Source organism: Acidiferrobacterales bacterium, from assembly GCA_028820695.1.
In the GTDB taxonomy this organism is placed as follows: Bacteria; Pseudomonadota; Gammaproteobacteria; order Arenicellales; family JAJDZL01; genus JAJDZL01.
In genome coordinates, this window is record JAPPIB010000055.1 from 106,908 (window position 1) to 131,175 (window position 24,268).

At 53.1% G+C, this 24,268-nt stretch carries 21 protein-coding genes and 1 tRNA gene; 13 read left to right on the top strand and 9 right to left on the bottom strand.

All coding sequences use genetic code 11. The features are described 5' to 3' along the window. Window positions 1-19: 19 nt before the first annotated feature. The 6 genes from OXI60_11230 to OXI60_11255 all read left to right on the top strand — a co-directional run bounded on the left by OXI60_11230 (window position 20) and on the right by OXI60_11255 (window position 8,446). Complete coding sequence (locus OXI60_11230; protein ID MDE0310381.1) at window positions 20-1,243, top strand: hypothetical protein; 1,224 nt, start codon at window positions 20-22, stop codon at window positions 1,241-1,243. 70 nt (window positions 1,244-1,313) lie between these two features. Then, a complete protein-coding gene (locus OXI60_11235) occupies window positions 1,314-3,401 on the top strand; it encodes a hypothetical protein (protein ID MDE0310382.1) in 2,088 nt (695 codons plus the stop codon). Next, window positions 3,388-5,403 carry an SUMF1/EgtB/PvdO family nonheme iron enzyme gene (locus tag OXI60_11240; protein ID MDE0310383.1) on the top strand — a complete coding sequence of 672 codons (2,016 nt, stop codon included), beginning with the start codon at window positions 3,388-3,390 and terminating at the stop codon, window positions 5,401-5,403. Before OXI60_11235 ends, OXI60_11240 begins: the two co-directional genes overlap by 14 nt. Window positions 5,404-5,677: 274 nt before the next feature. Then, a complete protein-coding gene (locus tag OXI60_11245) occupies window positions 5,678-6,433 on the top strand; it encodes a MotA/TolQ/ExbB proton channel family protein (protein ID MDE0310384.1) in 756 nt (251 codons plus the stop codon). 13 nt (window positions 6,434-6,446) lie between these two features. Beyond that, complete coding sequence (locus OXI60_11250; GenBank protein MDE0310385.1) at window positions 6,447-7,511, top strand: VWA domain-containing protein; 1,065 nt, start codon at window positions 6,447-6,449, stop codon at window positions 7,509-7,511. Next, window positions 7,508-8,446: a hypothetical protein gene (locus OXI60_11255; GenBank protein ID MDE0310386.1), complete on the top strand. Its 939-nt coding sequence runs from the start codon at window positions 7,508-7,510 to the stop codon at window positions 8,444-8,446. Before OXI60_11250 ends, OXI60_11255 begins: the two co-directional genes overlap by 4 nt. A gap of 417 nt (window positions 8,447-8,863) precedes the next feature. On the opposite strand, the gene OXI60_11260 is transcribed toward OXI60_11255, so the two are convergent. The 4 genes from OXI60_11260 to OXI60_11275 all read right to left on the bottom strand — a co-directional run bounded on the left by OXI60_11260 (window position 8,864) and on the right by OXI60_11275 (window position 12,243). Beyond that, on the bottom strand, window positions 8,864-9,586 hold the full coding sequence (locus tag OXI60_11260; GenBank protein ID MDE0310387.1) for an amino acid ABC transporter ATP-binding protein: 723 nt from the start codon (window positions 9,584-9,586) through the stop codon (window positions 8,864-8,866). A gap of 84 nt (window positions 9,587-9,670) precedes the next feature. Next, window positions 9,671-10,567 (bottom strand): amino acid ABC transporter permease, encoded by an 897-nt coding sequence (locus OXI60_11265; protein ID MDE0310388.1) that lies wholly within the window; start codon window positions 10,565-10,567, stop codon window positions 9,671-9,673. Beyond that, window positions 10,564-11,325, bottom strand: coding sequence for an amino acid ABC transporter permease (locus OXI60_11270; protein MDE0310389.1), 762 nt, complete (start codon window positions 11,323-11,325; stop codon window positions 10,564-10,566). Before OXI60_11270 ends, OXI60_11265 begins: the two co-directional genes overlap by 4 nt. Before the next feature lie 168 nt (window positions 11,326-11,493). Then, window positions 11,494-12,243, bottom strand: a complete 750-nt coding sequence (locus OXI60_11275) for a transporter substrate-binding domain-containing protein (protein MDE0310390.1) — start codon at window positions 12,241-12,243, stop codon at window positions 11,494-11,496. Between the two features lie 455 nt (window positions 12,244-12,698). Between OXI60_11275 and thrC the strand changes: the two genes are divergently transcribed. Genes thrC through OXI60_11290 form a run of 3 tightly spaced genes read left to right on the top strand, consistent with a single transcriptional unit; the run spans window position 12,699 to window position 15,545 of the window. Continuing rightward, entirely contained in the window at window positions 12,699-14,084 is a 1,386-nt protein-coding gene (thrC, locus tag OXI60_11280; protein MDE0310391.1) for a threonine synthase, read from the top strand. Between the two features lie 27 nt (window positions 14,085-14,111). After that, window positions 14,112-14,969, top strand: coding sequence for a M23 family metallopeptidase (locus OXI60_11285; GenBank protein MDE0310392.1), 858 nt, complete (start codon window positions 14,112-14,114; stop codon window positions 14,967-14,969). A gap of 24 nt (window positions 14,970-14,993) precedes the next feature. After that, a complete protein-coding gene (locus OXI60_11290; GenBank protein MDE0310393.1) occupies window positions 14,994-15,545 on the top strand; it encodes a queuosine precursor transporter in 552 nt (183 codons plus the stop codon). Between the two features lie 55 nt (window positions 15,546-15,600). On the opposite strand, the gene ispE is transcribed toward OXI60_11290, so the two are convergent. The 3 genes from ispE to OXI60_11305 are packed head-to-tail and all read right to left on the bottom strand — an operon-like array spanning window position 15,601 to window position 18,798. Next, window positions 15,601-16,407: a 4-(cytidine 5'-diphospho)-2-C-methyl-D-erythritol kinase gene (gene ispE, locus OXI60_11295; protein ID MDE0310394.1), complete on the bottom strand. Its 807-nt coding sequence runs from the start codon at window positions 16,405-16,407 to the stop codon at window positions 15,601-15,603. Between the two features lie 40 nt (window positions 16,408-16,447). Further along, the gene (gene lolB, locus OXI60_11300; GenBank protein MDE0310395.1) at window positions 16,448-17,077 is read right to left on the bottom strand and encodes a lipoprotein insertase outer membrane protein LolB; all 630 of its coding nucleotides are present in this window, start codon (window positions 17,075-17,077) and stop codon (window positions 16,448-16,450) included. Further along, complete coding sequence (locus OXI60_11305) at window positions 17,077-18,798, bottom strand: tetratricopeptide repeat protein (GenBank protein MDE0310396.1); 1,722 nt, start codon at window positions 18,796-18,798, stop codon at window positions 17,077-17,079. The genes lolB and OXI60_11305 overlap by 1 nt, the downstream gene beginning before the upstream one ends. A gap of 218 nt (window positions 18,799-19,016) precedes the next feature. On the opposite strand from OXI60_11305, the gene prfA reads away from it, so the two are divergent. Both prfA and prmC read left to right on the top strand, forming a co-directional pair. Continuing rightward, window positions 19,017-20,105, top strand: coding sequence for a peptide chain release factor 1 (gene prfA, locus OXI60_11310; protein MDE0310397.1), 1,089 nt, complete (start codon window positions 19,017-19,019; stop codon window positions 20,103-20,105). Next, on the top strand, window positions 20,102-20,959 hold the full coding sequence (gene prmC / locus OXI60_11315) for a peptide chain release factor N(5)-glutamine methyltransferase (GenBank protein MDE0310398.1): 858 nt from the start codon (window positions 20,102-20,104) through the stop codon (window positions 20,957-20,959). Before prfA ends, prmC begins: the two co-directional genes overlap by 4 nt. Window positions 20,960-20,966: 7 nt before the next feature. Here the strand turns inward: prmC and xth are convergent, their stop codons facing one another. Next, window positions 20,967-21,737, bottom strand: coding sequence for an exodeoxyribonuclease III (gene xth / locus OXI60_11320; protein MDE0310399.1), 771 nt, complete (start codon window positions 21,735-21,737; stop codon window positions 20,967-20,969). Window positions 21,738-22,238: 501 nt separating this feature from the next. Between xth and OXI60_11325 the strand changes: the two genes are divergently transcribed. Together OXI60_11325 and OXI60_11330 are read left to right on the top strand one after the other, a co-directional pair. Further along, complete coding sequence (locus tag OXI60_11325) at window positions 22,239-22,460, top strand: hypothetical protein (protein ID MDE0310400.1); 222 nt, start codon at window positions 22,239-22,241, stop codon at window positions 22,458-22,460. 87 nt (window positions 22,461-22,547) lie between these two features. Next, window positions 22,548-22,624 (top strand) — tRNA-Met (locus OXI60_11330). 35 nt (window positions 22,625-22,659) lie between these two features. Here the strand turns inward: OXI60_11330 and OXI60_11335 are convergent. After that, window positions 22,660-23,892: a benzoate/H(+) symporter BenE family transporter gene (locus OXI60_11335; GenBank protein MDE0310401.1), complete on the bottom strand. Its 1,233-nt coding sequence runs from the start codon at window positions 23,890-23,892 to the stop codon at window positions 22,660-22,662. Window positions 23,893-24,268: the final 376 nt, after the last annotated feature.

A 24,268-nucleotide genomic window follows, 5' to 3' on the forward strand; every position in this document is an offset into this window, starting at 1 on the left:
TGTATTGGAGAATGGTCAAATGAAAAAGATCTTTTTTATGCTGTGCTTGAGTCTGAGCGCATTGTCACTGGTCAGTTGTGTTGGCGGTGGGTCCGGCGGGCAGGTTTCTTCTTTGAGCAAGACGCCGTTCGGCGTCAGTCTTGAGGACTCACCAGGTAGCAAGACCGCAAGTCATTACGCGGGTGTCAAGCTCGACGTCATTGTTCCTGTATTCGACCCCAACATTCCTGAGGACCCCGACGAATACGAAAAACTTGGCGTGTGGCCAGAACTTCGAAGAACTGAATCGGTTCGGTTCGCTCAGGCGATGAAATTGGCCCTGCAGGATACCATGGCTTTTGGCGATGTCCGCATCGCACCCGATGTGGCCGTCGCCGGCGACTTGTACGTAATCGGCAGAGTCGACAAGTCCAATGGTGAGGACATCGAAATCTACATCCAGGTCTACGATGCGAGCGGAAAAAGGTGGTCGAAAAAGACCTTCAAGCACCGCGTCAAGGAGTATCACTGGAGGGATGTGCGTCAGAAAGATAAAGATCCGTATCAACCAGTTTTCTCGAAGGCTGCCGAACATATTGTCAGTCTGCTCAAGAAGGTTCCGCAACAAAGACTCGGAGATGTGAGAGCGATTACAGAAATCAAGTTTGCCAGTGCCTTTGTTCCGGGCGTGTACTCGGATCACGTAACAGTTGAGAATAACAAGATCCAACTCGTTTCCCTGCCGCCGGAAAACGACCCCATGCTTGAGCGTACCAGGGCGATCAGAGTGGTTGATGGGCTGTTCATGGATAAGATGCAGACTCACTACAACAGTCTGGTACGGGACACGAACGACAGTTATGTCTCATGGCAGGAGCACAGCCTGACTTCTGCAAAACAGGCTCGAGAAGCAAAATCCAAGGCCGCAGGGCAAGCGATTCTAGGTGGGTTGCTGTTGCTGGGCGCTGCGTATGCGGCGTCCGAAAGTGACTCAACGGGCGATCAACTGGTAACCGCCGGTTTGGCTACCGGAGGTGTATTGATGTTGCAGGACAGTTTCAGTGCCAACGCTGAAGGCAAATTCCACCAGGAAAATCTGATGGAGTTGGGACAGACGCTGAACTTTGAAGTGGCTCCACAAATTGTGGAGTTCGAAAATACGACTCTTGAGCTTCGAGGAGGAGTCAAGTCCCAGTATCGTCAATGGCTGACTGTGCTCGGAGACCTTTACGAGCGTGAAAGGATTCCTGATATTCAGCTTTGATGCCGAAGCCGACGTAGGAAGTTATTGCAGCGAGCCATGATTCAGTGGGTGTTGATGGTACTGAACGAGCATGCCCGCGACAGATGACATCACAACCCCAAAACAGAATCGTATTTCAACACGAACTCTGTTATTGACCGCCATCTTGCTCGTCGTTGTGTTGGCCGGCGGTGTCTGGCTTGCGCGAATGTATACGATCGATGACCTCGCGGGCATGGTGACTGATTCTTCGACCTGGCTTGACGACCCGCTTGATTCTCGAGATGATTCAGCTGATCCAGTTCAGCTGAACCAGCGTTACCAGCAGCTGCATGCAGACCTGCAGGCTGCACTGAATTCAGATCAAAGTGAGAAACTTCGCAATTTCGGGAGAGCAAAATTCCGCGAGCAGGTCGCTTTGGGGTTGATTCGTGCACAAGACGCTTTCAATGCCGGCGACGTCGACGATGCGCTGCGGCATTTGGAATTATCTGCAGAGCACTGGCGCCAGGCAGTCTCAGAAATCGATGCAATGTCCTCTGGTTCAGGAACTGTGCAACAGATTCAGGCGGGTCTTTCTGACAGACAGACAGACGGCGTGTCTGATGATTCATCGAAGTCAGCATCAGAACAGAATCGAATGGATGAGGGAGGAGACTTATCACTTGATCACGATCAGCCCGGTGAGGTATCGATAGCGAATGTAATCCTTTCAATACCCATAGGTGAGCAAAGATCAGACGGTGATCTGGCGCAGGGCAACCGGCAATCGGTGGAGTTGCCGATTTCGGACGCGGAACCAGAATTTACTGACGGCAGCAACATAGCGGATTCCGCTGAGGTGTCCGACCGGGAAGTTTCCGCATTGAGTCCACAAACGAACTTCGAAACCGAGGGCTCACAGCCAAGCGAAACAGAACATCAACGCGACACCGCGCCAGACAACGAAAATCTGGCCAGACTGGAGTACGAATTTTTGATGTCGGAACTGAATCGCGTTTTACCAACCGTTCAGGAAAACCAGAATCTTGTACCGCAAAACAAAAGCATCATTGAAACGGCGCAGCAAAATTTCACCAAGGCAAAAGATGCTTATCGAGTGCAGAGGTTCAGCGATGCAAAGCGATTCGCTGTTATCGCACTCGCTGACGCAAACAAGGCAGTCGAGCACGAAGAGCGGCATTATCATCTGAGTCTGGCAGCTGCCAAGGATGCGTATGCAGACCGCAATGTCGAAATTGCCGCGCAGGCAATTGATCGGGCTGTTGCGTTGCGACCGAACAGTCATGAAGCGGCTCACTGGCACGATCAGATTGAATCATTGCCAAATCTGATCGAAGCGCAGCAAGACGCAGACTCTGCCCGCGACTCGGGCCAGTTGCACAAGGAAGTTGAAGCCCTCGAACGAGTCGTACTGTATTCGAACGACACCGATTGGACCGAACAACGCATCGCAGAACTTAAGCAATTGATCAGTGACAGGCAGTTCTTCAGCACCATTAGTCGGGGGCTTACGGCTTTATCGGATGGCAATATTGAACAGGCAAGAACCGAACTCTCGAACGCCAGGAATCAACGGCCATCTTCATCGGAAACCGCAAGATTGCAAAGTGGCATTGAACACGCAGAGCGACAACACAGGATCTCTGAACTCCTCGAAGCTGCCACACGCGCTTGGGAACAGGATAACTGGAACAATGCACTTGTTCACTATCAGAAAGTCTTGTCCATCGATCCGGATCGTGATGAGGCCGTCCAAGGTCGTGAATTTGCAACCAGGATTATCGCACTGCAAAGTGCAATGGATGATTTTCTCAACAGACCCCATCGACTGAGCTCGCCCAATATAGCCGCTTCTGCCAATTCAGCCGTTGAGAGTGCCGCGCCGTTGGGCGTTTTCAGCCGCAGACTCGAGTTGACTGCCAACTCGCTGGCAGATGCAATTCTCGAGTGGCAGACACCTGTGCTGGTAAGGGTGCTGTCAGACGGAAAGACGGAAATCGGGATCCGGGGGGTCGGTCGCATCGGAAGGACGAAAGAAAAGTCAATCACATTGCGTCCTGGCACCTACGTTTTTGAAGGACGAAGAGAAGGATATCGCTCGACCCTGATAGAAATCGTCGTGGCAAGCAGCGAAATTGCACAGGAAATAACCGTGATCTGCAGTGAGCGAAGTTGAACGAATTCTGAACCTAGCACAGCGCAGCCACCGAAAACGGGCGGTCATCGCTACGGCAGTTGTAGTGTCGATCTGTGCGCTGGCAGGGGTGTTGTACTTCGCAACTGTGGTAATCGGGAAAGTATCTGTTGTCATAACACCGACGGAGGCATCCAATTCGGCCCAAATTGCAGTCACGCAGGGCAAGGGCTATGTGACGGGCTCCAGAATCTGGGGACTGAAAGGCGATATGATCATCCGGATATCAGCCGACGGGTATGAAACCGAGGAATTCTCGATCACACACGCGACATGGGAGCGGGAGAAGGTGGATGTGATCATGCGAGAAGTTCTCGCCACTCTGAAAGCAGTCGCCACACCCCGACTTCCTGACATCCGATGGCATCTGAATGATAACCTTGTCGGACAAGGCGATTCGCTGGACATGAAACTGAACTCCGGAGATTACCGTATCAGTGCTGTACACCCCTATTATGTTCCGCAGACATCGGTATTTTCTGTGAACAGGGGCGAACGATACAATCTTGATCTGACACTGAAGCCGATGAAGGGAGAAATTTTCATCACATCGGCACCAGGCGGCGCTGAAGTGGCATCGGATCAAGAGGTGTTAGGCAGGACTCCGTTGAATCTGCAAGTCGAAGGCGGCGTTCATCACCTGACCGTTTCCGCTGACAGATACGACACCAAGACAGATTCGATATCAGTCAGCAATTCCTCTCCGACGGTCAAACGGCACTACGAGCTGAAAAGAACGTTGCGGCCGGTGTCGTTGATCCTTTCTCCAAAAGGAGGCGTCATCTCATTGGACGATGAAGTCATATCGGTACCAACCGGCAAATTGCTCCTGCCCGTTGGAAGCCAGCACAGCCTGCGCTATTCCAAGCAAGGATTCAGCACGAAGGGCGAGAAGTTCACAGTCAATGAAAGCGGGAATTCGGTCGCGCTTGAGCTAAAGCCCATATACGGAGTGGTGAGAATCGATTCGCACCCGCGTGCGAAAATCGAGATTGGCGGTACGGACTATGGACAAACCCCCCAACTGCTGAAAATTCACGCCGTTGAACAGACTGTTGCGCTGAGCGCGCCCGGCTACCAGACACAGTTCAGAAAGTTTGTCCCGGACGAAAATGTCCCATTGGAGATGTTTGTCACACTGGAGACGAAAAGTGCCTACAGATTGAGAAATTCACCGGCGCAGTACTCGAACAGTGCGGGCATGGAGATGAAGCTGTTCAAAACCGCAGATACGATCACAGTGGGTTCACCGCGAGGTGAGATCGATCGACGGGCGAACGAGTTTCTCAGGGAGGTCAGGCTTTCAAGGCCGTTCTATGCCGGTGTTCATGAAGTATCGGTCGAGCAATACAACAAGTTCAAGTCGCCCGACGCGGCCGGCTCGGGAAACCGTCATCCCATTGTCGGCATAGACTGGATTTCGGCCGCAAAGTTCTGTAATTGGCTTAGCAGGCAAGAAGGGCTTGAACCGGTTTATCTGTTCCCGGACGGGCAATTTACCGGGAGCGATCCGTCCGCCGACGGTTATCGAATGCTGACCGAGGCTGAATGGGAGTGGCTGGCAAGAAAGGCAGGACGCGTTGAGCAGTCCATTTTTACGTGGGGTAACAGCAGGACAATACCCAAGAATTCCGGTAATCTCGCAGATGAATCAGCAACGGGAAAGGTGGAGTCATACATTCCCAACTACAGCGATGGTGCACCGTCACTTTCCGAAACGGGACGTTTTTCGTCCAACCCGTCCGGACTGCATGATCTGACCGGGAATGCAAGGGAATGGGTACATGATGCCTACAGCTTGCGGCCGCCGAGGGAGGGCGAGGTGAAAGATGACGTCCTGGACAGCGACGATTCGTTGCGGCGAACCTTCAAGGGATCAAGTTTCAGGTCGGCAGACCCTGCTGAGTTACGTGCTTCGTGGCGGGACGGCAGCGACTCGTCGGCCGATGACATTGGATTTCGAGTTGCCCGCTACCTTTACTGACTTCAGGCTGTCTATGAAAATTCACGATAGTTCCCAGGTAGTATAATCGACATGAACAGTAGTGAGATGTTGGCAAAAAGACAACTGCCTGTTCCAACAGGAGTCTGAGATTTGTTTGGAATTCGTTCGAAATCGCGTATGTACGCGCTGATTCTTCTCACATCGCTGGCTATTGCTGTACTGGGAGTAAGCTACTACCTCTCTGAGCCCGCGCGTAGCCAGAATAGTCAAATCAGCCTGAATTCTCCGGTCAGCTTCCCGGTGGACATATGATATGAAGCACACGGTTCGCAGTTTTGCGATACTGGCAACTTCTGCGCTTGGTGTCCATCTTTTTTACATTGAGTTCATCAGACCGAAGGCTGAGATCGTTATCGAAGCCGCCCGCCGGGCCGGGCAGTCCGCCCCCCGGGAATGGGTTGTCATTCTTAAGGATTGGGAACAGGAAATCTGCATCATCCTGATGCTGTTCTGCATAGTGCAGATTGTTCTGAAACTCAGGGAGGTCGCCAAAGAACAATATCTGTTCAAAGTCGATCTCTTTGCGGCCGCGGATCAGGAGGAAACCCCGCTTGCTGACACCCTGGAAGAGCTGGAATCACTTCCCGATCACATTGGACGCACCCAGCTCTTGGAGACGCTGAAGGCCAGTCTGCGCCGCTACCGCATAACAGAAGATGTTCAGAACACCTCTGATGCCATACAGACAAGTGTAGAGGCATTGTCTATGCGTCTGGAGGCGGACAATACGATGATCAGATATGTTATTTGGGCCATACCTTCCATCGGGTTCATCGGTACTGTTCGCGGTATCGGTACCGCGCTGTCGCAGGCTGACAAAGCATTGGCAGGCGATATTTCAGATATGACCGCCAGCCTTGGAATTGCGTTCAACTCAACTTTCGTCGCGCTGGTAATCAGTATAGTGCTCATGCTGCTGTTGCATTCCTTACAGCGGGCACAGGACAAAAGACTGGTTGACATTCAGAACTATTGCGAAGAATTCCTGCTCAAACGCATCAGTCGTTGACTTGTGATTCGCCATGAGGAAAACTCGGCGCAGTCAAGGCAGCACACTCGCATTTCTTGACGTAATGGCGTGTGGCCTGGGCGTGGCCATCCTGCTATTCCTGATCGTCAAGCACAACACCGGTGCAGTCGAGGATCAGTCAAGTCAGGTGGAATCAGATGCGAATCAAGTCGAGTTGCTAAGCCAGTTGGAAGAGCACGAGTCGCAGCTTTCCCGCGAGCTTGAACTCGCACGGCAAGCCGAATCAGCGGCGCGCAACGAATCCCGGCGACTCGACGAACTTGAGAAGAAACAAAATCAACTGGCAATACTCCAGAGCCAGTTGGAATCCGAACGTGTGCGAAAGACCCGACTGCAAGATGAAATAGTTTCGATACAGCCTCGACAGGCAGCCGATGTACTAGAAAATTCCCAGGTTGGCGAAGAGAAATATCTCTTGGGACTGGAAGTCAAAGGGCGCAACATCGCAATATTGATCGATCGCAGTGCGTCCATGACAGACAACTTGCTGGTCGATATCATCAGTCGAAAAGTTCGATCCGACACCATAAAAAAACAGGGCCCCAAGTGGAAACGTACAGTACGGACTGCGAAGTGGCTGTTGAATCGAGTCCCCGAAGACTCGAATGTGATCGTGGTCGCATTCAACGATCAGGCGCAGATATTGAATGAAGGTCGCTGGGCCAAGGGACGGGACAGCGAATCGCTTCAGGGGATCGTCGACGAGTTGGCTCAGCTGGTCCCCACAGGCGCAACGAATCTGGAGTCTGCATTACGGGAATTGAAATCCGCATCGCCATTTGCAAGCGACCTGTATGTCATTACCGATGGTTTGCCGACCCAAAGCTTGTCTCGACCGGTGTTGTTCTCCAGTTGCAGGAACAGGTCGAATACGGTCAGCGGCAGTTGTCGCAAGGCATACTTTCACAGCAGCCTGGTTGTGGTGCCGGAATCAGGAACAGTCGTTAACGTGATATTGTTGCCTCTGGAGGGAGATCCCGAAGCCGCGCCCGAATACTGGTCGTGGGCCGCGGTGACTGGAGGCACAATGCTGGTTCCGGCGGAAAATTGGCCATGAAAAAGAAAAGACAAGGTACAGAAGTCTTCAGCCTGGCGTTTTTGGACATTGTAACTTGCGGATTTGGTGCAATCATTCTGCTGTTGCTGATTACAAGACCGATCCCGGTCGAAGTTGATGCTGTTCAGGAATCTGTTGACCTGACGTCCTCCATACAACTCGTGTTGACGACCATTGCCAGGTTGGAAACCGAGTTGGCATCAATGAGCATGACCAAGCTGGAAGTTCCCAAGACCCGGCCCGGTGACACGGAGACGCTTGACCAATCCATTGCACAAGCCGGCGCTGAGCTTTCCGATTTGAAAGCTGACAATCTGGGCCTTGAACAAGTCGTCGAGTCATTGAAGCGGATAACAATCCGAGCAACCACAGAACCAGAGCAGCGAGCCCCGGAAGTCGGCGGAATTCCGGTTGACAGCGATCACGTCATATTCATTGTTGACACGTCGGGGAGCATGATGGCAATCTGGGACCAGGTCATCGATGTCATATATAAAGTGATCGACATCCATCCAAAAGTGAACGGATTTCAAATATTGAATGACAACGGAAGTTATCTGATTCAGGGCACTCGACGCAAGTGGATTCCGGATACGCCAATCACGCGAAAAAACGTCAAGGGCGTATTGTCTTCGTGGGCCAGTTTTTCCAACAGCAGTCCCGTCGAGGGTTTGGAAGTTGCGTTGAGGACCTACGCCAAACGCAAGGAGAACATATCAGTCTATATTTTCGGAGATGAGTTTACCGGCTCATCCTATGACGCGGTGATTGACACCGTAGATCGTTTGAATATCGACAACTCGACCGAAAAAGCGATCGCACGTATACACGCAGTCGGATTCATTTCGGGGTACAGCGGTGACCGCTATGCGACATTAATGAGATATGTGACTGAAAGAAATCGCGGGTCATTTATTGGGTTGCCTTTGAGGTGAGCCAATGAACTTCGGCTTGTTGCGATGCGGTTGTTTTCGCCGCGGATCAGGCTTGTTCCGATACTTCTTTTTCACAATCTCAATATAGATGTAAATATCGAAGCTGTGGAAGTGCTGATAATGGAATATGACAGGAACAAGTCAAGAGCAGACCAAGAAGATCACGGGTTGACTTATAGTTGGAGAGACAATCCTCATCTTGAACGCGCCTGCGCTTCATAAATCAGCATGGCGTCGCATGACAGGAAATTGTCAAAATTGTTGAAAGACAATGGATGGGTAATCGATAGACAGCCACGTGGCAGTCACTAAACGGTCATGATTGGTGTCATTCTTCCCGCACAATGAAAACAATTTTCAAGGCAAATGTGGCGCTCATCTGCATAATTCCCTTCAGAAAGCGATGTGTGGATTCAGTCAGAGAATCTGACTGAGAAATTCCTTGGTTCGAGGATCCTTTGCCTCGGAAAAGAATGTTGATGGCGGTCCATACTCAACGATTACTCCGCGATCGGTAAAGTAGATACAGTCCGCAACCTCACGCGCGAAACCCATCTCGTGAGTGACCAATATGCATGTCATTCCATCTTCTGCCAGATCCTTGATCGTGACGAGGACTTCCTTGACTGTTTCCGGATCAAGAGCTGCTGTTACCTCATCGAACAGCATAACCCGCGGATTCATTGCCAGCGACCGGGCGATCGCGACTCGCTGTTGCTGCCCTCCCGACAGTTCTCCCGGAAAACTGTCCTCCTTGCCAGTCAGGTTGACCCGTTTCATAAGGTGGACTGCGCGTTCCCTGACTTGTTCAGGATCTTGCTTGAGCACTTTCACCGGTGCCATCATGATGTTCTGCAATGCGGTACGGTGCGGAAACAGATTGTATTGCTGAAACACCATGCCGACCTTCTTGCGCAGCTCAAGCTTGTCGAGCTTCGGATCGTGCACCTCCTGCCCTTCCACCCTGATCGAACCGGAATTGATGTCATTCAGTGCATTGATGCAGCGAATCAGGGTTGACTTGCCCGAACCGGAAGGACCGATCACGCAGACCACCTCGCCTGCCATGACATCCATTGAGATTCCTTTGAGAACCTCAAGTGAACCGAATGACTTGTACAAGTCCCGGATCGAAACGATAGGTTCGGATTCTGTCCAGTTCATAACCATTCGTTTCCATTTGCAGCCGGTAGTCCGGCGGCGGTTGGCAGCGTCGCGACCATGTCAAAGCTTGACGGCATAACGTTTCTCCAGTCGAATCGTCAGTCGTGCGATAGGATAACAATATACGAAGAATATCATTAACGCGAAACTGTAAAACGGCACAAGCAGTTCCGGATGGTTGTTTTCCGACTCGATTGCCTGCCTGCTCAAGGTGATCAGTTCTTCCACGCCCAGCAGCGAGCACAACGGCGTGGCCATCGTCAGGATCGCATACCAGTTCATCCATGGTGGAATCATCCGCTTGAAACATTGAGGCAGAATGATCTGCCAAAGAATCTGCCTTCTGCTGAAAGCCAACGACTCGGCCGCTTCCCACTGGCCTGTCGGTACCGACTGGATTGCGCCGCGAACCACTTCAGATATGTTCGCCATGATGGGCAATGACAATCCGAACACCGCTTTGAACCAGTCGGGTACAGAAATGATCATTCCGCCTATCGTAATCTCGAACGGTAACGCCAGCAGCACGATGAACAGAAGCACCAACCATGGAGAATTGCGAAATAACTGGGTCGTGAACTTGGCCGCAAACCGGATTGCCCAAATCGGTGAAATCTGGGCGATTCCCAATAGAACGCCGGCCATGGTGCCGATCATCATGGTCAGAACCGAGATCAGCAGATTGAACAGAAAACCACTCAAGAATAGAAAAGGAAGCCACTTGAACAGCGCCTTGATCGCATCGTCATATCCATAACCTGCGGCCAGCGCGGTGAGCGGCCAGATCAGGCACAGCGCAAAGGCGACTGGAACAATCCAGGGAGCGGCGCTGACCAGCCAGCTGCTGAATCCAACCAGTCCATTTTCGTCAGTTCCCCGATATCGGTAAGGCAACAGTACCGGCAAGTCGGTGCTCGCGCGCGCCTGAAGCCCGGGTATGGGCCGTGAACCCCTCATGATGATCCGTAGCCTGGAATCTTCATGGAATGCTCCCACTTGTGCATGCCAGCGACAAGAATCCCCACCAGTATGATGAAAACAACGAACAGCACCGTCATCGTCGGATAAAGTGCGCTTGGATAGTCGTTCCAGATGCCCACGCATTCGTAGAGCAGTTCGGGTACCGCAATTCCGATCGCCTGGGTAGTGGTCTTGATCAGGTTCACCAGATTGTTGTTCAGTGCCGGCAGGGAGACCCGAAATGCCAGCGGCAGAATCAGTTCCACGTAAGACTGGAATCTGGAAAACCCCAGTGAATCAGCAGCCTCCCGGGTGGACTCCGGAACTGCCTCAATGCCGGCCCTGAAAATCTCAACGTTGAACGATCCGGCAAAAAACGACAGTGAGATGATCGCCCAGCCGACATTCGAGATCAAAGGCACTTCGGTCCAGCCATCGGGACCGGTGATCGTGGGTGTGATCTGCCCCAGCGCGAAGTAAAAGAACAGCAACTGGACAAATGGCGGTGTGTTGCGGAAGAACTGGATGTATCCCTGTACCAGCAACCGCACCCAGCGCTTGGGTGAGCCTTGCAGCCAGGCACCGACGATGCCGATGACGACCGACAGCAGCACACAGGCGACGGACAACAGGACCGTCATTTTCAATCCGCCTACAAGTCGCCACCATTGAAACGAATCGTAAAAGAAAATGAAGTTCCAGCGAGGATAGTCGTCCGCCAGCTGGAGAAAAAATGACGTGATCGTCTCAATCATTCAAACAGCCTGTCGATTCTGCCTGTACAGACTGATACCGGCGTTGAGGCGATGCCTCACCGCCGGTATGAAACACTTTGGGCTATTTGCTCAGCCAGTCCGTGAACTTCTCGTTGTGGTCGACTAGAAATGCGGTGGGCTTGATGCCCCACTTCTTCTCCCATTCGATCAGCTGGCCACTCTGATGCCAACTGAAGACCATACCGGACATGAAGCGGCCGAATATGCAATCATTCTCGGCAAGCGGCACAGCCAGCCCCCATGGATTGTCATCTTCAGACATGAGCGGCATTTCGAACGCATCGAATCTCCTGATGCCAGATCGGAGCCGATCGAGGAATCGTCATACACCCAGGCGACGCACTTTTTGTCGCGCAAAGCCTGTTTGGCTTCCGCATTGCCTGTGAATGCGACGATATTCACGCCGTACCGTTCGGTGACAATCTTGTTATAGAAAGCCCCCTGTTTTCCGCATACCGACTTGCCGCGCAATTCCTCCCATTCCTTGAAACCAAGTGCTTTGGGCGACATGATGTTGGTGCCTGATGTGTAGTAGTTCGGCTGAGGAATGCCGACAATTTTCCGCCGGTCCTCGCGATCTGACATCGTCGCGATGAACATGTCAGTCTTTCCCTGTTCAAGAAACTGCATGCGGTTGGATGACTGGACTGGGACCAATTCCACTTCCACGCCCAAGGTGGAGCCGACATCCATCGCCATGTCAATTTCCATACCGACCAGACTCCCATCGGAATCACGGTATCCCCAAGGCTTGTAGTCCGCCTTGACACCGATCACAATCTTGCCGCGATTCATGATCTTGTTCCAGACGTCATTCGTACACTCGGCAACAACTATGCCGGCCCATCCAAATGTCAATGCAATCAGTGTCGTCAGTGTTATAGCTTTCTTCTTCATGATGTCCTCCTTAAATTATTCTCAAAGATAAATTCAGATGCGGGTGTCCTTGCCTGCCTCAGGCCTGTGGACTTGATCGGATATACAGTCAGTGCCATACCCACACAGAATCAACGCAACAGTACCGAAACCGATACGCCCTTGATGAATTAAGTATAGCCACTCGCGACTTCTATTTCAGCAGTGTCTATCCGTTCTAATCCGCAGATAGAGAGTGTAGGCGGTACCTGCGGCGTAGAGTTCAGTTCTCAGACGGTTTGTCGCACCAAACCCTGATCAGCTGACAATCCTCACCCTCAACCGCGGTTGATTTGCCTCTTGCAAGACACAGGTTCAGAATCATCAGGAGGTGATTCAATCTTTTCTGTCCCATCTGCGATCTCTCTTGATTAAGTCCGTTAGTTGCTACAGTTATATACTAGTGACACAGCTGTCAACCTTCCTGCCGGTTATCTGTGGACTACATCAGCACACGAGGGAATTCCCCTGTCATTGACTTTGAGCATGCCGCGACCTGTGGACTCGCAGCCGACGGCGGCTTGTACGTGCCGGCATCGTGGCCGAAGTTCAGCCGCGACGAAATCGCCACACTGAAAGGGTTGTCCTATACACAGATCGCCGAAAGGGTAATCGCCCGCTTTGTGGGCGACACCATCTCCCCCCAACAGTTGGGACTGCTGATTGAATCCGCTTACGAGGACTTCGATGACCCGCAGATTGCACCTGTCCGCGAGCTTCGGGAAGGGCTGTACCTGCTGGAACTGTTCCACGGACCGACACTGTCGTTCAAGGACTACGCATTGCAGTTTCTGGGACGTTTCATGGACTGGAGCCTTCGGCGAAACAGTCAGCGGCTCACAGTAGTTGGAGCGACATCCGGTGATACCGGGTCTGCTGCAATCAGTGCGGTTGGCGGATGTCCGGTGATCGAACTTTATATGCTGCACCCGTTTCAAAAGGTGTCAGACATGCAACGACGTCAAATGACAACCAATCAGGACCACAACATATTCAACTACGCGGTCGACGGCACTTTCGATGACTGTCAGGCAATGGTCAAGGAAATTTTCAACGACAACGAAATGCGCATGCACCGATCACTCGGTGCCGTAAACTCCATCAATTGGGGAAGAATAACCGCGCAGGTTGTCTACTACTTTCACGCGGCCGTTCAGTTAGGTGCGCCACAAACAGCGGTTTCCTTTGCCGTGCCCACCGGGAACTTCGGCAATGTTTTCGCAGGGTATACCGCATCCTGTATGGGGCTGCCGATCGAGAGGATGATTGTGTGCTCCAACGAGAACGATATTCTGACCCGATTCTTTGAGACCGGTGTGATGAAAAAACAGGGCGTGAGACAAACCGTGACTCCGAGCATGGATATTGAGGTGTCGAGCAACTTTGAAAGGTTTCTGTTTGACTTGCTCGATCGCGACGGTCACGAGGTGACAGAACTGATGCGCCAGTTGCGGGAAAATGGACAATTTGAGGTTGATCCGGATACGCTGCACAGAGCTCGCAGCCACTTCGATGCTATTCGTGCGGACCAACGGGAGACCTGTGATGCGATTGCCAGGCTGTATTCGGAAACCGGCATGATTATCGATCCGCATAGTGCTGTCGCCCTTTCAGCCGTTGATCATTTTGACTCCGATTCCGACAGTCCGTTGGTCGTGATATCAACCGCCCATCCGGCCAAGTTTCCAGATACCATCGAACGATCAGTCAGTGCCGGTGTGCAGGTTCCGTCACGGTTGGCGGGCCTGCTGGACATGCCGGAGCGTTACAGGCGAATTTCCAGCAATCCGGACGAACTGAAAAAACTGATGCTTGCTGCCTGAACGATGCGCCGGACAGGAAACATCACCGTGTCTGGAATTTCGAGTGCTGTCGTTGCGCTTTTTGCACTTTGGCTGCCACTCGCTTTCAGTCCGGCCGGTGCTGAGATCAGGTCGGATGCGTCAACCGGGGCCTCGCTCGACGGAAGTTTTACCCAGGGCGGGCTGATTATCGGTACCACCAGGCCCGGCGCGAAAGTCGTGTTCAACGGGAATCCGGTACGTGTCTCCGGACAGGGCAAGTTTCTGATCGGATTCGGACGCGATGCAAAGCCCTTGTGGCCACTGGTCATCGAGTACCCTGATGGCCAACTTTTCACGAGTGAAGTTGAGATATCGAAACGTGAATATGACATCCAGCGCATTGATGGCCTTGCGCCGAGCATGGTTACCCCCTCGGAAGAGGACCTTGAAAGAATTGTTCAGGAAACCGCACTCATAAATAAAGCACGGAAGATTGATGATGAAAGAACGGATTTTCTCGAACCGTTTGACTGGCCGGTCCATGGAATCATCACCGGTGTATACGGCAGCCAGCGAATCCTGAATGGTGAGCCGCGAAGACCACATTATGGCATTGACATCGCGGTGCCTGCCGATACGCCTGTGCGCGCACCGGCATCCGGCATTGTTACCGTTGCACACCCTGATATGTACTTTTCAGGCGGCACAGTGATCATTGATCACGGACATGGATTGTCCTCAGCCTTCTTGCATCTTGGAGGAATTCTTGTCACAGAGGGGGAGCATGTGAAGAAAGGACAGCCGTTTGCGACCGTCGGGTCATCGGGCAGAAGTACCGGCGCACACCTCGATTGGCGAATCAATCTTTTTTCGAGTCGGCTTGATGTCGGACTGCTTGTCGGCGAGATGCCGCCGCTCGACTGATCCGCTTCAATCACAAGACTTGCCATGCAATCGGTCCGGAACTATCGCGGCATCGCTATTGGCATCGTGGCGATGGGTACCGTCATCACCATCTCCAATGTGCTGGTCCAATACCCGATCAATGACTGGCTGACATGGGGCCATTTCAGTTTTCCCATCACCTTCCTGATCGCCGATCTGCTGAACCGCAAATTGGGCCCCTCCCACGCCCGTATCGTTGCATATGCCGGATTTGTTGCTGCTGTGATGCTGTCAATCTGGCTGGCGACACCGCGCATCGCACTGGCATCAGGGCTCGCCTTCATCTCAGGACAGCTGACAGACATTGCGGTCTTCCACCGCCTGCGAAAACTCAAATGGTGGCGAGCGCCGCTGATCTCCTCAAGTATTGCTTCGACTGTCGACACGATCATCTTCTACTCGATTGCGTTCGCCGCCACCGGAATGCCCTGGATCACGTGGGCGATCGGTGATTATGCAGTCAAACTCCTCACCGCTGTGTTTCTCCTCCTGCCGTTTTTTGTCATCACAAACAGAATCTGGTCCGGCCAAGGTACATCGGCAGACCAGGCGTGACAGGCTGTTTTCGGGAGGTTTGGACGGGTAGCCGATCGAGTCGTTCGGACCTGGATCAGCTGCCCATACCGACACAGAATCGGCACCGATAGCCAGATGGCCGGGAGCGTACGAGCTCCTCGGCCTGCTCTTCGGACTTGACCGCCGCAAACACCGCTCCGCCTGAACCGGTCATCTTGGCCTCCCCGTGTTGTCCAAGCCACTCCAGGGCCAGCCTGACTTCGGGGTAAAGTCGACAGGCAGTCTGCTCCAGGTCGTTGCAGACGGCACCGTCGTAGAAATCCTGCATCGAAATTCGGTCGCGATAAGGCGACAGATCGCACTGCGAGAAAACTCGTCGGGTAGAGACCTCGACCGGCGGTACAACTACCAGGTAAAGCTGCTCAGACAGGGAAATCCCTGATAGGTGTTCCCCGATGCCTTGCGCCCACGCGTTTGTTCCGTGGATGAACACTGGAACGTCCGCACCGACGTCCGCACCGACTTCAGCGAGTTCAGCGGCTGAAAGATCGAGTTTCCACAGGCTGTTCAATGCGATCAGGGTTGTCGCGGCATCCGAACTGCCGCCACCCAGTCCGCTCCCGGCAGGGATATTCTTCTTCAGTCGGATATCCACCCCTTCAGTGCCCGGAAACCGGTCTCTCAGCGCGCAGGCCGCTTTCACGGTCAGGCATTGTTCTTCCGCAATGCCTGGCACCTCGGATGGCCGCCTTATCCGTCCATCCGGACTGACCTCGAATTCCAGCTCGTCCTTCCAGTCAATGAGCTGATAGACGGTTTGCAGTTGGTGATATCCGTTCTCCAGACGGCCTACGACATGAAGAAAGAGGTTCAGCTTGGCCGGGGCGTGCCAGATCTTCATTGAATTCGCCGTTCAGACACCGGTAACGGCTATGGTGGAATTATTCGATTCCCCAATCGGAGATGACAATCCGTATCTCTTCGATTTTCTCACCAGACTCATCGGATGTTAACGTTTGTGCATCTTGCACAAGATTCAACCTTGTCGGGAGCTGATAGCCGCCTGCATCGCGGTATTTTGAGAAGCTGACTGTCCAGCCGGCCTGTTGGACCGAGATCAAGCGACCTTCTACATCCCATACGTTTACCGAACCGAATTTCGGATCAATCGCACCGACCAGCCAGTAAATGAGCGCTTCGACCGGCAGCGACTGTCCGGTTCGCTGCTCAAGTACAGCCTGCATGTTCGAGCCGATGATCCTGCGCCCCTGTGTGTCCTCAAGCACAACACCATCTGAATCCTGAATGATGCGAATTCGCCGCGAGCCGAAATTCCCATAAATCTCCAACTGGTGTGCATCCCCGTTACGGACCCAGAGCAATCTGCCGATCTCGCCCTTCGACCCCGCTCGGATACTGATCCGACCGCGCAGATTCCAGTGATCGATGGTGGATACGGTCGCGGCATGGGATCGATAGACGTCAAGATCGACTGATTCGATTGCGGTCTCAACGGTCGCACAGCCCGTCATGAAGACCAAAGCCAGCGATATGATCAGTGCGCGATTCATCAGTTGACGAATCTTTCGACTGTTTCTTTCAATATCCTGTCCTGGGGCGACTTCTTCAGGGCCCGGTCCCAAATGACTCTTGCCTTGCTCTGGTTGCCGATCGCCCAGTACACCTCACCTAGATGAGCCGCGATAACCGGGTCGTCCCGCCTGTCGAGGGCGGTTTCGAGAAAATCGATCGCAGAATCGGGGTTTCCGAGTTTGAACTGAACCCAACCCATGCTATCGAGAACATAAGGATCGTTCGGTTTCAAGGCCAGTGCCTTCTCGATCAGTTCCAGGGCCTCGGTCAGCCGATCGGTCTGATCCGCCAGCACGTAACCCAACGAGTTGAGCGCAGCGGGGTTGTCAGGGTCCTGTTCAAGTATCGCTCTGATGTCAGCTTCCGCCGGTTCGACCTGATTGAGTTCGGCCAGAATATGACTTCGAGCCAACAGCAACGACGCGTTCCCGGGCAAAATCTCCAACGCCTCATCCAGGGTTTGTCTTGCCTGATCATATCTGTGAGCGTCCAGATAAACCTGACTCTCGGACAAAGACAGGCGGACACGCTCCCGATCGTCGCTGGGTCTGTATTCTTCCAGCAGCGATATCCCTTCTTCCACACTATCGGTTCTTGCGATGTACTGTGCGGACAGCGAAATTCTCTGAAAGACAAATCTTGGCGATCTGATTTGATTGATCCACTCCCTGGCTTCATCGTATCTCATCTGTTTAAGCGCGATTTCCGCGAGTCCCAGCAATACCACCTGATCCCGCGGTCTGAGTTCCCGGTAGCCTAGATAGCTCTCGTACGCCAGATCCGGATAGTTTGCCCGCGAGTGCAGGTCACCAAGTTCCAGAAGTGACTCTGCGCTTTCGATCTGCTCAAACTGATCGACAGCTTCCCGGTAATATCCATTATCTGACAGATATTGTGCGTAAGCCTCTCTCAGTTTCGGCGATTCGGAATTGTATCGAAGATGCCTGACTGCGAATGATTCAGCCTCCTGTTCCCGATTGGTGAAACGAAGCAGGTTGAATTTCGCGTGGGCCTGCAAGTCGGTATCTTCTATGACATCCTCCAAAGCTTCAAGCAGCGCATCAGTCTCCTCATTGCTCTTGCCGGCAGAAATTGCAAAACTGATCTGGAACAGACGCCCTTCCTGGTTGTCCGGAAACCGAGACAACACAACGCTGAGGAGATCAAATGCCACATCAGGGCTCAGATTGAGTCTGAGAATCCGCCCGATCTGCTGAATCATGTCGGACTGGTCGGGTGCCAATTCCATGGCCTGGAAAAAGTCGGTCGATGCGTCATCATGGTTGCCAGTAATGACCTTGACCGTCCCTCGCCAGTACCACGCATCAGAATCCTCCGGACTGAGCTCCACCCATAAATCCGTTGTATTGGCTGCGACATCCAACCGGGAATTCTCGACTGCCATTATTGAAGCTCTCGCTACAATTCTGGGATCGCGCGTTTCAAACCCGACTTCCTCAAAAATCTCAATGGCGGCGTGAGCATCGTTACGGAAGTAGGACATCTCGGCGAGCATGAGTTTCGACAACAAGTCTGCATTGAGCTGGACGTCCGGCAGGTTTGCGGTGGTGGAACCGTCGCTGACCTCACCCGGGTCGGGCTGCGGCGACATCATGGAGGCAGTACAGCCTCCCAAACTGACCGCCGCTAATACAATGACCGCGAGTTTTCGAATTGGTACTGCCTTCGGTTCTGTCATTGCTGAAGCTGTGTTTCGGTCATCGTGTGGTCGGGACGATACGCTCGGAAACTGATCGACCGGGTGTGAATCATCTCGTAGTGTCTGAAGTCGATTTAATCACTTCATTATAATGATAGAAACCTCTGACATTCGGATTCGTGAGACAGAATCACTGTCGAAACTGCCGATACCAAGTGATTGAATAACTATAAATACCACAGCGATAAGGCCTGCCAATGAAAGATTCGCTGAGAAATAAGCTTGATACGCTGACCGCCCGCCACGATACATTGAACATTCAGTTGTCAGAACCTGAAAATCTGCGCAATCCGGAACGTCTGCGACAGCTTTCGATTGAGCTGTCCGAGATTTCGGAAGTCGTGCGGAAGTACCGCGAGCATTGCAGTCTTGAGGAGCAGCTGGAGGAGGCCAAAGTCCTGTTACAGGACGACGATCAGCAGATTCAGGCAATGGCTCGCACAGAGATACAGGAACTTGAGGAGGGCATTGAGACTACCAGCGGGCAGCTGCAACGATTGCTCTTGCCAAAAGATCCCAATGACAAGCGCAATATTTTCCTTGAGATCCGTGCGGGAACCGGAGGGGACGAAGCGGCGATGTTCGCCGGTGACCTTTACCGAATGTACCGAGTCTATGTGCAAAACCGGGGCTGGAAAATTGAGACAGTCAGCGAGCACGAAGGTGAGTACGGCGGTTATAAGGAAGTGATTCTCAGAGTGATCGGTACCGGTGCCCATTCACGGTTGAAGTTTGAATCTGGCACGCATCGGGTGCAGCGAGTGCCTAAGACTGAAGCCCAGGGCCGAATCCATACATCGGCCTGTACGGTTGCTGTGCTGCCAGAAACAGAGCAGGCCAGCGTTGACATCAATACACAAGACTTGCGGGTGGACACGTATCGCGCCTCCGGAGCGGGTGGACAGCATGTCAATCGAACCGATTCCGCAGTTCGGATAACGCACCTGCCGTCAGGTATCGTGGTCGAGTGCCAGGATGAGCGTTCGCAGCATCAGAACCGTGCGCGGGCCATGACCATGCTCCGGACGCGACTGCTACAGGCCGAAATCCAGAAACAACACGATGAGCGCAGCGAAACACGCAGGCTCATGGTGGGCTCCGGCGATCGTTCGGAAAGAATTCGAACCTACAATTTTCCGCAGAGTCGGGTTACCGACCATCGGATCAATCTGACGCTGTATCGACTTGAAGAATTTATTGGCGGGGATATGGATCAGGTCATCGACCCGCTGACCGCGGAACACCAGGCCGCACTGATGGCCGATATGGAAATGGAAGGGCGATGAACATTCCGTTGTCGGTGACAGTCGGGCAGGCGCGACGGGCCGGAATCAACCGGCTGCAGTCCATCAGCGATTCCGCAAGGCTCGATGTCGATATCATTCTGTCGCAAGCCATGCCGATACATCGGAATATGCTGAATCTGGTGTCACATGTCGAGTTGGATGTCGCCCAGCAGAACCGGTTTGAGTCGTTGCTTGCCAGACGCATGAAAGGCGAGCCCATCGCCTACATTACAGGAATGCGGGAATTCTGGTCACTTGATCTTGTCGTCAGCCCGGCGACGCTGGTGCCGCGCCCGGAAACCGAACTGGTTGTCGAACGCGCGTTGGCCCGCTGCAGGGAGCTGCAATCACCGCGCATCGCAGACCTCGGAACAGGCAGCGGTGCCATTGCCCTGGCGCTGGCTTTTGAGCTTGGTAACGCGGACATTACCGCGACCGACATATCACAACAAGCCCTTAAGGTCGCGCGCCGCAATCAGCAGAATCTGAACTTGGACAATGTGACATTCATTCAGGGCGACTGGACCGACACGTTGTCATCGTTGCGATTTGATGCCATTGTCTCGAATCCACCGTATATCCGGGAAGACGATCCGTGCCTGATGGATATATTCATGCAACACGAACCGAGGCTCGCTCTGACCGGCGGTAGTGATGGACTCAGTGCGGTACGCCGGATCATCGAATCTTCGGTCAGATATCTCAATCCGGATGGCTGGCTGATTGTTGAGCACGGCTTCAATCAGGGCGAGGCGGCTCGCGAGGTGATGACGCGTTGCGGTTATGCTCAGATCCGCACTTTCAAGGATCTCGCCGGCTTGTCTCGGGTTACCGAGGGACAGGTGGCGGGATAAGGGTTCTCTATAGTGCGAACTGTGCGATCACCGGCGTGTGGTCGGATGGCCGCTCCAGCTTTCTGGGCTCGATATCGATTGTGCAGCTTGAACAGGTCTTCCGCAGCGCTTCACTGACCATGATGAGATCGATTCGAAGGCCGAGATTCCGACGAAAGCCGGCGGCGCGATAGTCCCACCATGAGTAACTTTCAGCAGGTTGGTCAAAATCGCGGAATGCATCGGTCAGTCCGAGGTCGACAAGTTGTCGCAAACAATCCCGTTCCGCCTTGCTGCATAGAATTTTGTCCTTCCACAATTGCGGATCGTGAACATCCTCATCTGCGGGGGCGATGTTGAAGTCCCCGGTCACGACGAGCTTGTCATGACGGGACAGTTCCTGTTCGACGAACGCCGCAAGATGGCTGAACCATTCCAGTTTGTAGAAGTATTTGGGATCGTCAACCTGTTTTCCATTTGGTACGTACACGTTGATGACGCGAACCCCGTTCGCGGTCACCGAGACCACTCGCTTTTGGGGATCGTCATAACCCGGCAGACCAAATACCACATCCTCGACCTCGCCCCGCACCAGTGTCGCCACACCGTTATAGGTCTTCTGTCCGGAAAAACATGAGGTGAACCCGATTTCCGAAAGTGCTTCCTGCGGAAAGTTCTCATCTATGGTTTTGGTCTCCTGAAGACAAACCACATCAGGCTGATGCTCGAGGCACCAGTCGCTGACGTGGGTCAGTCGAACTTTCAGGGAATTCACGTTCCAGGTGGCTAGCTTAAGCACTGTATCTTTCCGGTCATGTCTCAAGGTGTCAGACGACGGGGTTTTTGATATGCAAAGTGGGTACCATGATACCAGCACACCTCGCAGGACGCGATTCGATGACCGACGCGCGCCGCCTTATCCCGGTGTGGATATTTTGCCTGGGCGGTACCATGTCGTCCGGCCCGGAAAGGCCCCGACGGTCTCGGGAGTGCAAGAGTACCGACGTTATAATGGGTCTGGAAAAGACAAGCAGATGCATTTGACATTATCTGACTTGCTTGCGAGCCCGATTGCCGCTGGCAAAAAAGGTCAGATATCCGCCTCTGCATGAACAGCTGACTCGGTCAGAAATCGTCAAGCATTTCAACTTGGATGCATGTGATATGCTGCCCGATGGCAGGAGAAGGTGACGGTTGGGACGAACTGGAGGATAGTCTTCGAACCGAACTCGAAGCTGATTCGATTAAAGCGTACCATGGCTCTGTGCCTTAACCATTTGAATTAGGAGAACAGCGACGCGTGGCTGTAAAAATCATCGACAGCAGAGGTATCGAAAGTCTGAAACCTATCGATGAGCAGACTGTTTCGAGTGCCCCGAGAGATATCCGTTCCTCAGAACACAGCTTTGAAGAAAGGATTGCGAGGATTGCAAGTGAGGTTCCCGATGAGCAATGGGCGAAACTCCCGTCAGACCAGATTGAAAATCTTGATTATTATCTCTACGAAAAAGAACATGAATGAAATAAAGGTATTTATTTCATGTGGAGTGGCGGCGTAATTTATACTAATCGCCGAATTGCCCACAGGCAGATTTCACATGTTGATCGTGGCTATGTAGCTCAGCAGGTTAGAGCACGGCACTCATAATGCCGGGGTCGGTGGTTCGAGTCCACCCATAGCCACCACACAGTGACCTCATTGTCGCGGCAGTTCGAGTGGACTACGATCTCGCTTCTTTCAGGTGCTCGCGATAATCGTTCCGCTCAATCGTGAGCCCGACCGCCAACCCTGCCATCAACCCCCAGAACGGTGCGCCGATATTCCAGATCGTTATGTCGGATATCGTTACGATCAGTGCGACCAGGGCACCCATCTGAAACCTTCCGGAAAACGCGGTTACAAACGACTTTAGAAGGACCGGCAGCAACGCCAGCCCACTCAGAACAGCGATAAACTCCGTCGGCAGTTTCAGGATCAGCCATGTGGCGCCGAACGCCATAAGGCCAAAGGCAATGCTCATCATGCCGAACAGCACGCCTGCGGTGTACTGTCTTGCCGGTTCACCGCCGCTCACCAGTACAGCATTGGCAGGTCCTGTCACACAGGCGGATACGGACCCGAACACCGCGTTCACCAATGATCCCGCGCCACAGGCCGTCGTCATCGAATTCACCGGCGGCGCGTGACCGCTGGCGGTCAGAACCGCAAACCCCTGGGCGTTCTGCGCCACCAGCACTGTGACCGCGAGCGGAATCACAAGCTCGAACAACGCCTGTTGCGAAAATTCAGGTGTGTGCACCACCGGCCAGTCGAACCATCGGATGACCTGCTCGCCCTCAAAGTTGCCGGTTGCCAAGACAACCACAACTCCCCCGGCCAGGGCCGCAACGACCGGAGGACACACAGCGGTCAATTGAGGGATCGTCAAAACTGCGAAGTAGGCGATGACCATGACCGCCGCGAGCAGCAATTCGTTTTCAAACGCCAACACCAGATCGAGCCCGAATTGGAGAAATATCCCGGCAACCATGGCCAATACAATGGGCATCGGAGTGTACTTAAGCGCTTTGCGCACGCCGCCCGACAATCCAATAGCCCCCACGAGAACTCCAGTTACCCAGAACGCACCGATCACTTCCGCAAAACTCAGGTGATCCAACGAAGATCCGAGCAGGACAGAACCCGGAATCGTCCAGGCAAAACTCAAAGGCTGTTTGTATGCAATTGAGAATAGGATCGTCAGTACACCGCCTACGAACGAACCCGCAAAGATCCACGATGCGATCTCGGCTTGTGACAGCCCGCCTGCAAGGCCGACCGATACAATGATTGCGACAGGCCCGGTGCACGAAAACAGAATTGCGACAATAGCATTTGCCGCGTAGACCGTGCCAATGTCGCGGAAAAAATTGCTGATGCCGACAACAGGTCGCCGAATCGGTTCCAGAATCATTGAGCTTGCTGTGTCCTGGACTTTGGCAGGCCCGCGGCCACCGATGGTTTCCGGGCTCTGCCCGGATCGGACAATTGGCTGTTGCAGGGACTTCGTTTATCCATTCCGATATCGTCGAAAACGCTGATCCGCTAAGAATGCAAGTGAACAGTGTTGAACAGATGCAGGCGCGCAGTCACCTTGTACCAGTCTCAAACCGGCAACCCATGACCGTAATCCAACAATTTTACAGGCAGTTTTGATTTACTTGATAAAATTAGGTCGCTTTCAGACGTCGCGCAATCCAACGCATTGACGTTATGGGACTTGACTGCGTTCAATCGCACATTCAATGAGAATCAAGACAGGACCGAACCGTTCCCGAATCGACGATTGC

Bases quoted from the DNA above. Each gene is read 5' to 3' on its own strand.
- OXI60_11230 (MDE0310381.1), top strand. From the start codon at position 20: ATGAAAAAGATCTTTTTTATGCTGTGCTTGAGTCTGAGCGCATTGTCA.
- OXI60_11235 (MDE0310382.1), top strand. From the start codon at position 1,314: ATGCCCGCGACAGATGACATCACAACCCCAAAACAGAATCGTATTTCA.
- OXI60_11245 (MDE0310384.1), top strand. From the start codon at position 5,678: ATGAAGCACACGGTTCGCAGTTTTGCGATACTGGCAACTTCTGCGCTT.
- OXI60_11250 (MDE0310385.1), top strand. From the start codon at position 6,447: ATGAGGAAAACTCGGCGCAGTCAAGGCAGCACACTCGCATTTCTTGAC.
- OXI60_11255 (MDE0310386.1), top strand. From the start codon at position 7,508: ATGAAAAAGAAAAGACAAGGTACAGAAGTCTTCAGCCTGGCGTTTTTG.
- OXI60_11265 (MDE0310388.1), bottom strand. From the start codon at position 10,567: ATGAGGGGTTCACGGCCCATACCCGGGCTTCAGGCGCGCGCGAGCACC.
- OXI60_11270 (MDE0310389.1), bottom strand. From the start codon at position 11,325: ATGATTGAGACGATCACGTCATTTTTTCTCCAGCTGGCGGACGACTAT.
- OXI60_11275 (MDE0310390.1), bottom strand. From the start codon at position 12,243: ATGAAGAAGAAAGCTATAACACTGACGACACTGATTGCATTGACATTT.
- OXI60_11290 (MDE0310393.1), top strand. From the start codon at position 14,994: ATGCAATCGGTCCGGAACTATCGCGGCATCGCTATTGGCATCGTGGCG.
- ispE (MDE0310394.1), bottom strand. From the start codon at position 16,407: ATGAAGATCTGGCACGCCCCGGCCAAGCTGAACCTCTTTCTTCATGTC.
- lolB (MDE0310395.1), bottom strand. From the start codon at position 17,077: ATGAATCGCGCACTGATCATATCGCTGGCTTTGGTCTTCATGACGGGC.
- OXI60_11305 (MDE0310396.1), bottom strand. From the start codon at position 18,798: ATGACAGAACCGAAGGCAGTACCAATTCGAAAACTCGCGGTCATTGTA.
- prfA (MDE0310397.1), top strand. From the start codon at position 19,017: ATGAAAGATTCGCTGAGAAATAAGCTTGATACGCTGACCGCCCGCCAC.
- prmC (MDE0310398.1), top strand. From the start codon at position 20,102: ATGAACATTCCGTTGTCGGTGACAGTCGGGCAGGCGCGACGGGCCGGA.
- OXI60_11335 (MDE0310401.1), bottom strand. From the start codon at position 23,892: ATGATTCTGGAACCGATTCGGCGACCTGTTGTCGGCATCAGCAATTTT.